This is a genomic window from Enterobacter sp. T1-1 (assembly GCF_000710795.1).
GTDB lineage: Bacteria > Pseudomonadota > Gammaproteobacteria > Enterobacterales > Enterobacteriaceae > Enterobacter > Enterobacter cloacae.
Genome location: NZ_JALW01000038.1, coordinates 19,482 through 33,305 on the forward strand (window position 1 = coordinate 19,482; position 13,824 = coordinate 33,305).

Here is a 13,824-nt window from a genome sequence, read left to right on the forward strand (position 1 = left end):
TTTGTCACACCCGCGCGGAGAATGAACCTCTCTGGTGTAATATCACGGGTATTCGCCTGCTATATGGTTAAAAAAGGAACCAAAAAGGATGCTTTTTACCCTGAAGAAATACATTGGAGGCATGATGCTTCCCCTTCCGCTACTGCTGCTCATCATCGCGCTGGGGCTGGGGCTGGTGTGGTTTAGTCGCTTTCAGAAAAGTGGCAAAACGCTGATCACCTTCGGCTGGCTGGTACTGCTGCTGCTGAGCCTGCAACCCGTCGCAGACAAACTGTTACGTCCCATCGAAAACACCTACCCGACCTGGCAGGGAAACCAGAAAGTGGAGTACATCGTGGTGCTGGGCGGCGGGTATACCTGGGATCCAAACTGGGCCCCCAGCTCTAACCTGATCAACAACAGCCTGCCGCGCCTGAACGAAGGTATTCGCCTGTGGCTGGCTAATCCGGGATCAAAAATGATCTTCACCGGCGCGCCAGCCAAAACCAACCCGGTCAGCACGGCTGAAGCCGGCGCCAGGGTGGCGGAATCCCTCGGCGTGCCGCGCTCCGCTATTATCACGCTGGACAGGCCGAAAGATACCGAAGAAGAAGCCGCCGCGGTGAAACAGGCTATTGGCGATGTTCCGTTCTTACTGGTGACATCTGCTTCGCATCTGCCAAGGGCAATGATTTTCTTCGAAAAACAAGGTCTGCACCCGCTTCCCGCGCCGGCGAACCAGATGGCCATTAACGCCCCGCTCAACCCATGGGAACGGGTGATCCCGTCCCCGATGTGGTTGATGCATAGCGATCGCGTCGGCTATGAGACGCTGGGACGCATCTGGCAGTGGCTGAAAGGCTCCTCAGGCGAGCCAGGGCAGGAGTGATTTTGTCGCAAGGTTAAAGTTGGCGCGGTTGAAACGTCCGGTATTCACCAGCTGCGCCACTTCATCCCACAATAAATAAAGCCAGCGCCGCCAGAGAAACGCCTCCGCAACGGGCGCGCGCTGCAGATAGTGCCACAGCAAGCTTTCAGCGGCCGCGCTGTCGCTGAGCCTGAACAGGTCATACTCGCGTGGAGCCCAGAGCATGACCCCTGGCCCCAGCATCGCCAGAAGCTGATCGCTACGAGAATCTTTAAGCATGCTACGCAGGGTAAAATTACCATGTATCAACACGCAGTTGTCGTTAAAGCCCTCAAACAGCGCCGGTAAACACTCCCGGGTGCGGAACAGGATACGTTTATCCTGCATGGTCAAGCCGGTGTTGTTGAACTGATTAAGCGTTCCCCACAGCACCTCCACCCGCTGGCGATACCACAGCGGCCAGAGATTTTCCTGAGTGCTGTCGACGGGTCCCACAAGGCCACGGCTATCCTGCCGGTGCCAGGCCAGCAGAGCCTCCACAATCTGGTCTTTCAGCTGTTCCCAGCGCTCCGGTGTACGCGCCGGGGCTTCAACGGATACTCCGCGTAAACGCTCAATCAGCAGAACATCCGGACCGGGGTGCTCTTCATGCGTCATCACTCCGTAAACCGTCGGCATACGCACGGTTCCTTGCCGCGCGAGCATTGAAATTTTCCAGGCGAGCTGCCTGGCCACACCCGGCGAGGTAAAGCTTCGGGCCATCAGCGGCATTGGGTTTCCCTGACTGTCGTACAACGACCAGAGCGCGGTATCTGCCTTTTCACTTACACATTCCACCCGGCTTAACTTCTCGCCAAGCAGGTGACTCAGTTCGGCACGCAGCTGTTCCATATGAGATTACCCCCATTAAGACTACTGCTTTTATAATGAGCGCGCAGGACGCAGATGTCACCCTGCGGAGATCAATTATGGAAAAGATAAGAGTAAATAAACGGAGGAGTGCATCCCTCCCAAAAGAGGGATGCCGCAAGGATTAACGCAATTCAGCGCGAACGCGCTCAAGATCTTCTGGGGTGTCTACGCCTGTACCAGGCACCACTTCGGCGACGGCAACGTGGATCTTTTCGCCGTACCAGAGCACACGAAGCTGTTCCAGCATTTCAATATGCTCCAGCGGACTCGGTGTCCAGGTTACATACCGGCGAATAAAGCCCGCGCGATAGCCGTAGATGCCAATATGGCGCAGGAAGGTATCGCCAATGGTCTCTTTGGACACCGCAAAGCGATCGCGATCCCACGGGATGGTGGCACGGGAGAAATAGAGCGCATAGCCCTCCGCATCCGTCACAACCTTCACCGCGTTCGGGTTGAACGCTTCTTCCGCGTGGTGGATAGGTACCGCGAGAGTTGCCATGCCAACCTGACGCTGCGCCAGGTTTTCCGCCACCTGACGAATAATCGCCGCCGGGATCATCGGTTCGTCGCCCTGCACGTTAACGATTACCGTATCGTCGCTGAATGCGCATTTCTCAACCACTTCAGCCAGTCGTTCAGTACCAGACTGGTGATCGGCGCGGGTCATGCACACTTCCCCGCCTGCGGCTTCAACCGCACGCGCAACATCAGGATGATCGGTGGCCACGATAATACGGTCAGCGCCGGACTCACGGGCGCGTTCAAGGACATGCACAATCATTGGCTTGCCGTTGATATCTACCAGCGGCTTACCCGGCAGGCGCGTTGAGGCGTAACGGGCAGGAATAATGACAACAAAGCTCATGGTTTGCTCTCTTCAGCCACCAGGGAGCGGGCTTCGTTTTCCAGCAGTACCGGAATACCGTCACGCAGCGGGAAAGCCAGGCTGTCCGGTTTGCAAATCAGCTCTTGTTTGTCCTGGCTATAGTAGAGTTTGCCGTTGCACACCGGGCAGGCAATAATTTCAAGTAAACGGTGATCCATAGTTCCTCCGTATGGGTAATCGCTAAAGCTTATCACATTCCCTTTTCAGGGCGTGCCTGTTTCCCAGCCACTTCGACAGGATGTAAAGAGCCCGTCAGGCACCCGGCCCAGCGTCACTTCGCAGGCCTTCTGCCAGCAGGCGAAATCATTGATGGCGGATGTTAACCCTTTTTCCAGGGTCACGGTTATCCTGACGCCCTCTTCCAGATACAGCGCAATGACCTCTAGCGTGCCGGTTTTACGGTGCATTTTGGCATCCATGCGCCCTACCAGTTGTCCCTTGTGCAGCAGGGGCAAAACAAAGTAACCGTACTGGCGCTTTGGCGCGGGAGTGTAGCACTCCAGCCGGTAGCTGAAATCAAACAGCTGCTCGGCCCGTTTTCTGTCCCAGACCACCGGATCAAAAGGTGACAGCACCGCGCTATGGGTTGCCTGAAGTTTACCTGCTTCAGCTTGTGGCAGCAGCGGGAGTAAATCCGCATGCAGCCACATTTCGCCCAACCTCTCTACAGAGACCGGGATAACCCGCTGTTCACGCTGCCAGTTATCCAGCAACGGTTTCAGCGCGGGCTGTCGGAGACGGTAATAATCGGCCAGCCATTGCGGACGGAAAATACCCAGACTGCGGGCGCTGTTTTCAAGCATGATGGCTTCGGCTGCCTCCTGTGTGAGCAGGTCGCGCTCGTCGTCCCAGTGAGGCATCACCCGCTGCGTCAGGTCGTACACCCGTTGAAAATTACGCCGCTCGACTACCATCACCTTGCCTGATGTAAACAACCCTTCGAGATGACGCTTGTGCGGCTTCCATTCCCACCAGCCGCTTGCCCCTTTTCGTGGATGTTCAAAATCCGCGGAACGTACTGGCCCCTTTTCCGCGATATGGGCAATGAGCTGCTCAATCTCAGCCGCATGCTCGTGCATCCACGCCTGCCGGTATTTCCAGCCCATTTTTTCCGGGGCGAGCATACGGTGGCGAACCAGGGCAAAATCGCTGCGGGGCAGGAAACAGGCTTCATGTGCCCAGTATTCCATCAGCTCTCCCTTGCTGAGCGCATCATCGAGCCACTGAGGCGGATAATTGCCCAGCCGGCTGAACAGCACCAGGTAGGGGCTACGAGCCACAATGTTGATGGTGTCGATTTGCAACAACGACATGCGTTGCACGGTAGTGAGGATATCGGCAGGCTGCGCGCGGCGACGGGGCTTTTTAAGAAGTCCTTGCGCGGCAAGGTGCAAGTTACGTGCGGCTGAAAGCGAGAGTTGCGGTAAAGACATGCGTTTTCCTGTCAGTCAAAGCGCCACCAGAACCGCGTAAGCTCTTAATGCACCAACGCAATCAGTTCCTGGAGCAAGTGTTCCGGCTGCTCGCCGCTGAGTTCAGCGTCAACCGGCAGATACCACCAGTTTTCTTTCGCAAAAGCGCGGCATTTCACCGCATCTTTTTCGGTCATGATTAATGTCTGACCGGATGTTGTCAACGCGTCTACCTGCTCCGCCACCAGCGCCTGGTGATCGGCCAGCGGAACACGTTTTTCAAGGCGGGCACCACACTGTTCCAGCGTTGCGAAGAAACGCGGAGGATGACCAATACCTGCCATCGCGACCAGCGCGGGTAGCCGGGAAACGGCCTGTCGTTCACCGGTCAACAGGTTAATTGCCATGCCTGGCTGGAGTTGCATCGGGATCTCCCCCGGCTGTGCCACACCGCCGTTAACAATCACCGCATCCACGAACTTCAGGCGCGAAGCGCGTTCACGCATGGGGCCTGCAGGCAGCCACCAGCCGTTGCCAAAACGGCGGACGCCATCAATGACCACAATCTCTTTATCACGCGCCAGCGCGTAATGCTGCAGACCGTCATCGGTAATAATTATTTGCACGTCGTGTTCGGCAAGCAACGCCTGAACAGCATCACTACGCACCGGAGAGACTGCGACAGGCGCGCCAGTACGCTGATAAATCAATACTGGCTCATCCCCCGCCTCGGCGGTCGTCGTGACCGGCGACAGGAGCAGTGGATAGTGCGCTGCTTTGCCGCCGTAACCTCGCGACACCACGCCGGGGCGGATGCCGCGCTTTTGCAGTTGCTCAACCAGCCAGATGACCACAGGAGTTTTACCGTTCCCCCCTGCCGTGAGGTTGCCCACCACGACAACCGGCACCGGCGCACGCCACGCCCGCTTTAGCCCCAGACGGTAAAGCAGACGAATAATGCCGCTCACCAGACCATACAGCCAGGAGAGCGGCAGAAGCAGCAGCCACAGCGGGGACTCACCGGACCAGATGCGGGCAATCATTCGCCGAACTGCATCTTATGGAGCTGAGCGTAAACACCACGCTGTGCCAGTAAATCGGTATGGCTACCGCGTTCTACAATGACCCCATCCTCCACAACGACGATTTCATCAGCCTGTTCAATCGTTGACAGGCGGTGCGCAATCACCAGTGATGTACGGTTCTTTTGCAGTTCATCCAGCGCAGACTGAATTGCACGTTCAGATTCTGTATCCAAAGCAGAGGTTGCTTCGTCGAGGATTAGAATAGGGCTGTTACGCAGCAATGCACGGGCGATGGCGATACGCTGGCGTTGACCACCGGAGAGCAGAACTCCATTCTCACCGATGATGGTATCCAGGCCGTTGTCCATCTTGTTAATAAAGTCCATGGCATAGGCCATGCGAGCGGCTTCTTCAATCTGCTCGCGGCTGTACTCTTCAGTGCGCGCATAGGCAATGTTGTTCGCAACAGTATCGTTGAACAGATGCACGTTCTGAGAGACCAGCGCAACCTGGTTACGCAGCGACTGCAGGGTGTATTCCCGCAGGTCGTGACCGTCTAACAAAATTTCACCCTGATCGATGTCGTAGAAACGGGTAATCAGGCTGGCAATCGTCGATTTACCCGAACCGGAACGGCCGACCAGCGCAACGGTTTTGCCTGCCGGAATGGTCAGGTTGATGTTACGTAATGCTGGAGCTTCACGGCCAGGGTAAGTGAAGGTCACGTTGCGGAATTCGACATCGCCCTTTGCGCGCTCAATGACGCGAGTGCCTTCGTCTTTCTCTTGCTCGGAATCCAGGATGCTGAACAGCGTCTGGCATGCTGCCATCCCGCGCTGGAACTGGGCGTTAACGTTGGTCAGCGACTTCAGCGGACGCATCAGCGCAATCATGGAAGAGAACACAACGGTGATGGTCCCCGCCGTCAGCGTTTCCATTACGCTCGGGAAGCTCGCCGCATACAGGACGAATGCCAGAGCCAGAGAGGCAATCAGCTGAATAATGGGGTCAGAGATTGAAGAGGCCGAGACCATTTTCATCCCCTGCAGACGCATTTTGTTGCTGACTTTATCGAAGCGTTTTGTTTCGACCTCCTGCCCACCGAAAATCAACACCTCTTTATGTCCTTTCAGCATCTGTTCAGCGCTGGTGGTCACCTGCCCCATCGTATTCTGCATATTCTTACTGATATTGCGAAAACGCTTTGAGACGACGCGGATCGCGACAGAAACAACCGGAGCCAGCACGATGAGGATCAGCGACAGCTGCCAGCTGTAATAGAACATCATCACGAACAGACCGATAATTGACGCACCTTCACGCACAACGGTAATCAGTGCGCTGGAGGAAGAGGATGCCACCTGCTCTGAGTCATAGGTAATACGTGACAGCAACGTACCCGTCGATTGTTTGTCAAAGAAGGCCACCGGCATGCCCATCATGTGGCTGAACAGCCGACGGCGCATTGTCATGACCACTTTTCCTGACACCCAGGAGATGCAATAACTGGAAATATAGCTGGTGATACCGCGTAAGATCATCAGTCCGATCACCACCAGAGGCATCCATAGCAACACTGAGCGATCCGTTTTACCAAAACCGTCATCCAGTAACGGTTTGAGGAGCGATAACATAAAAGTATCGCTGGCTGCGTTGAGAACTAACGCTATACCCGCCACGATTAAACCTGCTTTAAAAGGTGCAATCATCGGCCAGAGTCGGCGGAAGGTTTGCCACGTGGAGAGATCTTTGTCGTTATGCATTCAAAAAACCAGCATCTGTTGAAATAGCCGCATATTCTACCCGTTATCGACGGGCGCGCCAAACCACTGATGATACCAACGCGGTAAATATTGCTCCCGCAACCGTCGGATTTGCCAGGCATGTTGCGAAAACGTCACCGATATTTGGCCCGAATGAGGAGTATCGTGCCAGACATACCCCTCCTTTCGATAACGCTTCACCACCTTCACTGACGGGAATCGCCACGCATTATAACGGGCCGCAGAATCCAGCGCGATATCGCCTCCCACCCGTTGTACCAGCGGCAACGATGAGGAGGTATTACTGCCATGGTGCGGCACCTGTATCACCGTTGACGTCAGATAACGCCAGTAATGGCTAAGCATAGCCTGTTCCGCTTGCGCTTCAATGTCCCCTGTCAGCAAAACACTCTGCTCACCGTCATCAATTTTAACCACGCAGGAGCGATTGTTACCCTGGGCAGTGGATCCAGCCGGTGGCCAGTGAACGGTCAATGTTAACCCCTGCCATTTCCACTGCTGCCCGCGAAAGCAGGGAAGATGCTGCGCCCACCCCAGCGGGCTTCGTACCCATAAGCCGGGCCATGCCGCCTGCAGCGATGCCAGACCACCTGCATGGTCCAGGTGCTCGTGACTGAGAATAACGCCCTCTGGTTGCAGGTGATGCCAGCGTAACCAAGGAATAATCAACTGCTGCGCACTGTCTCCCCCAGGCCAGCCGGGACCGGTGTCGTATAGAAGCGCTTTACCCTGCCGCTCAATAACCATTGATAGCCCCTGCCCTACATCCAGCATATGCAACGTCCAGCTATCGGTTTTCTCCGTTCGCATGAATGGGGATGCCAGCACGACAGTTCCTGTCAGACACACCGCCGGCATGCTTTTCCAGGAGCGAAAGCGCCAGCCGATAATGGCCAGCCAGGGCAGTAATGTCAGGTACTGCCAGCGCTCATCGACGTCCTGCCAGCCATCAGGCAGACGCTGCAGCAGCCAGAACAATCCGGCCAGGGACTTATCTGCCGCAAACCATACGCCCGTCTCCATGGAGACCAGCGGGAGCAGGTGCAGTAGCATACCGAGCAGGATCAGCGGAACCGAGATAAAGGTCACCAGCGGAACGGCAAAGAGATTGGCCACCAGCGAAGAGACGCTGAAGCCATGGAACATCGACACCTGCAAAGGCAGGAGCAGCAGCAACATCCCAACCTGCAGATAGAGTAAATTTACCAGTGGTCGCACCCGGCGAGTCCAGCGCCAGCTGGGGAGTGGCAGCCACTGAAACCAGAAAATCAACGCCGCGACAGCAAACGCTGACAACGCCAGGCTTTGAGAAAGCACCGCCAGTGGATCAACGATGAGTATCGCTGCTATACAGCTACACCAGACCTGCCATGCAGACCACTGACGCGCGCCGATCCGCAGAGCGGCCAGCACCGCAAGCGCGATGACCGTGCGTAATGCAGGCGGCTGCAGACCCGTCAGCCATGCGTAGAAGGCCGCAAAAAACAGTCCCGCAAGCAGGGGCATCTGCCAGCGGATCCACTGACACGGCAATAAAAGCTGAAAACCCCTGGCAAGCAACCAGACGATGGAAGCCGCCAGCGAGATGTGCAAACCCGAGATCGCCATCAGATGCGACGTGCCGGTCTCACGCATCAGTGTTTTTACTTCCCGGGGCACATCCAGGCGCTCGCCCACCCCCAGCCCCAGGATCACCGCTCCCCAACGATAGGCTGAAAGCGTGTCGTGCAGCGATGACAGATAGTGGGCACGCAAGCTACAGCGTTCATCAATGATTTCTGCCCGTGTAAAACGTCCGCTCAACGTTTGATGCCGGGCAAAAGCATTTCGCTGAGGATCATATCCCCCGTCGTTCAGTTCACCGTGTACAGGCCTGAGCCTGAGCGTCATGGCCCAGCGCTGACCCGCGCAGGCCTTTTGCGGCAGGTAATTGCCATACAACACGATGCCCGTCGATGCCCACCAGCGTTTGCCATTAAGTGCAACGAGTTTCCCCTGATGGACTGTTGCGCCATCGGTGGCGGTGATCTCTACCTCAGCCTTGACTGCACCGGTGGTTAGATGCTGCATCGGCCAGACGCTTTCCTGCGCTGCCAGAATGCCCCACGCGCAAAATAACAACCCCATACCGATACACTTCAGACTGAAGCTTCGCTGTAAGCCCAGCACCAACCCACCGGCAACCATGATCCATACAGTATGCCGTGCAGGTAGTTCAGGTAACCAGAGTAGCGGCACTATCGCCAGAATGGCGCACAGACTTAGTGTGGGAATTCCCATTACGACCTCCCTGTTTCAGGGCGGCAGTATGTAAGAAGAGGAAGAGAGGCGTCAGTTGAATAAAATGCAGGTTACAGCGCGCACTGCACTGTTTTTGTCGGTTTGCAGAAAACGACACGGGGATTGCGGCACGGCTTCAGAATAAAAACGATAAGTACAAAAAAAGCACCCGGAGGTGCTTTCTTTTGAACCCAGTTTAACCTGATGGCTAAACTCAGTTGCCGTAAATATTAGCGCGATCGCGCAGTTCTTTACCCGGCTTAAAGTGTGGAACGTACTTACCTTCCAGCTCGACTTTATCGCCAGTCTTCGGGTTACGCCCGGTACGTGGAGCACGATAGTGCAGAGAAAAACTACCGAAACCGCGGATTTCAATGCGCTCGCCCTGGGCAAGAGTGGTGGCCATATGCTCCAGCATCTCTTTTACGGCATCTTCCACTGCTTTAGCTGGGATATGCGGTTGCTGACTGGCAAGTCTTTCAATCAATTCTGACTTGGTCATGATTCCTCCGGTTCCTTTCAAACCAATTAGCTGAACAGCTCATTAAACAAGGGCGGCCGTAGCCGCCCTTTGTTATTGATTACAGGACGAATCCTGCAATCTGTCAAGTTTGCTCCTCATCCTTCGCGCGATAAATGCGTTACCGCTCAAAGGATGCTGAGGACTTGATATTACTCGCCTTTAGCTGCTTTGAAAGCTTCAGCCATTGCGTTGTTAGAGAAGTTTGCATCTTCCTGTTTGTTAACAGTAGCGATTGCATCTTTCTCGTCAGCTTCGTCTTTCGCACGAACAGACAGGCTGATTGCACGGTTCTTACGGTCAACACCGGTGAACTTAGCTTCAACATCGTCGCCAACGTTCAGAACCAGAGTGGCATCTTCAACGCGGTCACGTGAAGCTTCAGAAGCGCGCAGGTAACCTTCAACGCCGTCAGCCAGTTCTACGGTTGCGCCTTTAGCGTCAACTGCAGTCACTTTACCGTTTACGATTGCGCCTTTCTTGTTCAGTGCAACCCAGTTGTTGAACGGATCTTCTGCGAGCTGTTTAACGCCCAGAGAGATACGCTCACGCTCTGCGTCAACCTGCAGAACAACTGCTGCGATTTCGTCGCCTTTTTTGTATTCACGAACTGCTTCTTCGCCTGCAACGTTCCAGGAGATGTCAGACAGGTGAACCAGGCCGTCGATGCCGCCGTCCAGGCCGATGAAGATACCGAAGTCAGTGATAGACTTGATTTTACCTTCAACACGGTCGCCCTTGTTGTGGGTTTCCGCGAACTGCTGCCATGGGTTGTTTTTGCACTGCTTCAGGCCCAGGGAGATACGACGACGTTCTTCGTCGATATCCAGAACCATAACTTCCACTACGTCACCAACGTTAACAACTTTGGATGGGTGGATGTTTTTGTTGGTCCAGTCCATTTCGGAAACGTGTACCAGACCTTCAACGCCTTCTTCGATTTCAACGAAGCAGCCGTAGTCAGTCAGGTTGGTCACGCGGCCAGTCAGTTTGGTACCTTCTGGGTAACGCTTAGCGATAGCTACCCATGGATCTTCGCCCAGCTGTTTCAGGCCGAGGGATACACGAGTACGCTCGCGGTCGAACTTCAGCACTTTAACAGTGATTTCGTCGCCCACGTTCACGATTTCGCTTGGGTGCTTAACGCGTTTCCACGCCATGTCGGTGATGTGCAGCAGGCCATCAACGCCGCCCAGGTCAACGAATGCGCCGTAGTCAGTGAGGTTCTTAACGATACCTTTGACTTCCATGCCTTCCTGCAGGTTTTCCAGCAGCTGATCGCGTTCTGCGCTGTTTTCGGATTCGATAACGGCACGACGGGAAACAACAACGTTGTTACGCTTCTGGTCCAGCTTGATTACTTTGAACTCAAGCTCTTTGCCTTCGAGGTGCAGGGTGTCACGGACTGGACGAACGTCTACCAGAGAACCTGGCAGGAACGCACGAATACCATTCAGCTCAACAGTGAAGCCACCTTTAACTTTGCCGTTGATAACACCGACCACAGTTTCAGCTTCTTCGTAAGCTTTCTCCAGCGTGATCCATGCTTCGTGACGTTTAGCTTTTTCACGAGACAGCAGGGTTTCGCCGAAGCCGTCTTCTACTGCGTCCAGAGCAACGTCAACTTCGTCACCTACCTGGATTTCCAGCTCGCCCTGGGCGTTTTTGAACTGCTCTGCCGGAATGGCGGACTCAGATTTCAGACCGGCGTCAACCAGTACTACGTCTTTGTCGATAGCAACAACAACACCGCGAACGATGGAACCCGGACGGGTTTCGATTTCTTTTAAGGATTCTTCAAACAGTTGAGCAAAAGATTCAGTCATGTTTAATCTTCAGGTTAATATTAACGTCCACCTGGCTCCGTGCCGGATGGGGTTGTTTCACATACCCGCCGTCAATCCATTGCAGCGGGGGTACTGCTAAATCGGTCGCAATTACGCGAGTGCCAGTTTTTGGCGCGCATATTGTAGCGCTTTTTCAATCACTTGCTCAATAGTTAAACTGGTGGAATCCAGAACTAATGCATCTTCTGCAGGAACAAGTGGGGCGACGGCGCGGTTACGGTCGCGGTCATCGCGCTCTTTTATCTCGGATAAAAGGCGATCAAAGTTAACACTAAACCCCTTCTCCTGCAACTGAAGCATGCGGCGTTGAGCCCGTTCTTCCGAGGAGGCGTCAAGGAAAATTTTTACTGGCGCATCAGGGAAAACCACCGTTCCCATATCTCGCCCGTCAGCGATCAGGCCGGGTGCTTCACGGAAAGCACGCTGACGGCGTAACAGGGCCTCACGAACGCGCGGGAAAGCCGCCACCTGAGAGGCCGCGTTAGCAACCTCCTGCGTACGAATTTCGCCGCTCACATCTTCCCCTTCCAGGATCACTTCGAGGTTGCCATCGGTCGAGACAAAACGCACATCCAGATGCGCAGCCAGCGGAACCAGCGCCTCTTCAGACGCAACATCCACATGGTGATGCAGCGCTGCCAGCGCCAGCACGCGATAGATAGCTCCCGAATCTAAAAGATGCCATTGCAATGCTTCCGCCATCGCCTTGCACAGAGTTCCTTTCCCTGCGCCACTAGGCCCATCAATGGTGATTACCGGGGCAACTGCCGTCATCTTTTTCTCCTTAATAAAGGCATACCGTTAACATGAACGCCGCGCATTATACGCGCCAACGTGCGCAACTGTTACCTTTGCGTGCAAATTACGGAATTAATGAAGCAGAGTGTAGAAGAAATGTGCGGGAACAAACGTCAGAAAACGTAAGGAAATGCCGCATCGGGTGATGCGGCATCTTGTCATCAGGCCAGTGTACTGATGCGGGCCAGCTGTTCGAAATAGTCCGGGAAGGTTTTCGCCGTACATTTCGGATCGAGGATTGTGACAGGTGTATCGGACAAGGCCACCAGCGAGAAGCACATCGCCATACGGTGATCGTTGTAAGTTCCGATTTCCGCGAACTGCAGTTTTGCCGGAGGCGTTACGCGAATGTAGTCTTCGCCCTCTTCCACTTCGGCGCCTACTTTACGCAACTCGGTAGCCATCGCGAACAGACGGTCGGTTTCTTTCACGCGCCAGTTGTAGATGTTACGCAGCGTCGTGGTACCTTTTGCAAAGAGCGCAGCGGTGGCAATGGTCATTGCCGCGTCAGGAATGTGGTTCATGTCCATATCGATGGCGTTGAGTTCACCACGTGTACAGGCGATGAAATCCTCCCCCCAGGTCACCACCGCACCCATTTTCTCCAGCACATCAGCAAAACGAATATCGCCCTGCACGCTGTTACGGCCAATACCGGTCACTTTCACCGTACCGCCTTTAATAGCACCTGCCGCCAGGAAGTAAGACGCAGATGAGGCGTCACCTTCAACCAGATAGTTACCCGGAGACTGATACTGCTGCGCACCGCGAACCACGAAGCGCTGATACGCGTGGTTTTCCACCTCCACACCGAAGGTTTTCATCAGATGCAGGGTGATATCAATGTACGGCTTAGACACCAGGTCGCCCTTGATGGTGATGACCGTATCCTGCGGTGCCAGCGGTGCAGTCATCAGCAGTGCCGTCAGGAACTGGCTGGAGACGCTGCCGTCCACCTCGACGTTGCCACCGGTAAAGCCACCGCGAAGGCGCAGTGGTGGGTAATTTTCTTGCTCCAGATAGTCAATCTGGGCACCGCCCTGACGAAGGGCATCCACCAGATGGCCGATCGGACGCTCTTTCATGCGCGGCTCGCCGGTAAGAACAATATTGTTGCTGCCCAGGCACAGAGCTGCCGCCAGTGGGCGCATGGCGGTTCCCGCGTTACCCAGAAACAGCTCCAGTTCCTCGGCTGAACGTAGCGCACCGCCGTTCCCCGTCACTTCACAGCGGGTACGGTCGTCAGACAGCGTGTAGTGAACTCCCAACGCTTTCAGCGCATTGAGCATATGGCGCACGTCATCGCTGTCCAGCAGGTTCGTGAGGACGGTGGTGCCGTTTGCCAGAGCTGCCAGCAGCAGAGCGCGGTTCGAGACACTTTTTGAACCAGGCAGATTGATGGTGCCATCTACCCGCGCGATAGGTTGTAACGTCAGGGATTCCATGAAACTTAACTCTCAACTCAACATAATAAAAACCCCGCAGCAGGGCTACGGGGGTGAAAACAGCG

Annotated in this window: 12 protein-coding genes; 1 reads left to right on the forward strand and 11 read right to left on the reverse strand. The window is 55.1% G+C overall.

The genetic code is table 11. The annotated features are described in order from the left end of the window. Positions 1-88: 88 nt before the first annotated feature. On the forward strand, positions 89-868 hold the full coding sequence (gene elyC / locus AK59_RS0113185) for an envelope biogenesis factor ElyC (RefSeq protein WP_029882982.1): 780 nt from the start codon (positions 89-91) through the stop codon (positions 866-868). On the opposite strand, the gene AK59_RS0113190 is transcribed toward elyC, so the two are convergent. The 11 genes from AK59_RS0113190 to aroA all read right to left on the reverse strand — a co-directional run bounded on the left by AK59_RS0113190 (position 845) and on the right by aroA (position 13,759). Continuing rightward, on the reverse strand, positions 845-1,738 hold the full coding sequence (locus AK59_RS0113190) for a YcbJ family phosphotransferase (protein WP_029882983.1): 894 nt from the start codon (positions 1,736-1,738) through the stop codon (positions 845-847). The genes elyC and AK59_RS0113190 overlap by 24 nt on opposite strands. A gap of 142 nt (positions 1,739-1,880) precedes the next feature. Then, a complete protein-coding gene (gene kdsB / locus AK59_RS0113195) occupies positions 1,881-2,627 on the reverse strand; it encodes a 3-deoxy-manno-octulosonate cytidylyltransferase (protein WP_029882984.1) in 747 nt (248 codons plus the stop codon). Further along, positions 2,624-2,806, reverse strand: a complete 183-nt coding sequence (gene ycaR / locus AK59_RS0113200; protein WP_013097300.1) for a protein YcaR — start codon at positions 2,804-2,806, stop codon at positions 2,624-2,626. Before ycaR ends, kdsB begins: the two co-directional genes overlap by 4 nt. 45 nt (positions 2,807-2,851) lie before the next feature. After that, positions 2,852-4,081 (reverse strand): winged helix-turn-helix domain-containing protein, encoded by a 1,230-nt coding sequence (locus AK59_RS0113205; protein ID WP_029882985.1) that lies wholly within the window; start codon positions 4,079-4,081, stop codon positions 2,852-2,854. A gap of 44 nt (positions 4,082-4,125) precedes the next feature. Continuing rightward, positions 4,126-5,103: a tetraacyldisaccharide 4'-kinase gene (gene lpxK, locus AK59_RS0113210; RefSeq protein WP_029882986.1), complete on the reverse strand. Its 978-nt coding sequence runs from the start codon at positions 5,101-5,103 to the stop codon at positions 4,126-4,128. Next, a complete protein-coding gene (msbA, locus tag AK59_RS0113215) occupies positions 5,100-6,848 on the reverse strand; it encodes a lipid A ABC transporter ATP-binding protein/permease MsbA (RefSeq protein WP_020689713.1) in 1,749 nt (582 codons plus the stop codon). Before msbA ends, lpxK begins: the two co-directional genes overlap by 4 nt. Before the next feature lie 36 nt (positions 6,849-6,884). Continuing rightward, positions 6,885-9,149 (reverse strand): ComEC family protein, encoded by a 2,265-nt coding sequence (locus AK59_RS0113220; RefSeq protein ID WP_029882987.1) that lies wholly within the window; start codon positions 9,147-9,149, stop codon positions 6,885-6,887. Positions 9,150-9,363: 214 nt separating this feature from the next. Further along, positions 9,364-9,651, reverse strand: a complete 288-nt coding sequence (ihfB, locus tag AK59_RS0113225) for an integration host factor subunit beta (RefSeq protein WP_003858233.1) — start codon at positions 9,649-9,651, stop codon at positions 9,364-9,366. 170 nt (positions 9,652-9,821) lie between these two features. Further along, positions 9,822-11,495 carry a 30S ribosomal protein S1 gene (rpsA, locus tag AK59_RS0113230; RefSeq protein ID WP_008499966.1) on the reverse strand — a complete coding sequence of 558 codons (1,674 nt, stop codon included), beginning with the start codon at positions 11,493-11,495 and terminating at the stop codon, positions 9,822-9,824. A gap of 111 nt (positions 11,496-11,606) precedes the next feature. Continuing rightward, entirely contained in the window at positions 11,607-12,290 is a 684-nt protein-coding gene (gene cmk, locus AK59_RS0113235; protein WP_013097305.1) for a (d)CMP kinase, read from the reverse strand. A gap of 185 nt (positions 12,291-12,475) precedes the next feature. Then, positions 12,476-13,759 carry a 3-phosphoshikimate 1-carboxyvinyltransferase gene (gene aroA / locus AK59_RS0113240; protein WP_029882988.1) on the reverse strand — a complete coding sequence of 428 codons (1,284 nt, stop codon included), beginning with the start codon at positions 13,757-13,759 and terminating at the stop codon, positions 12,476-12,478. Between the last annotated feature and the right edge of the window lie 65 nt (positions 13,760-13,824).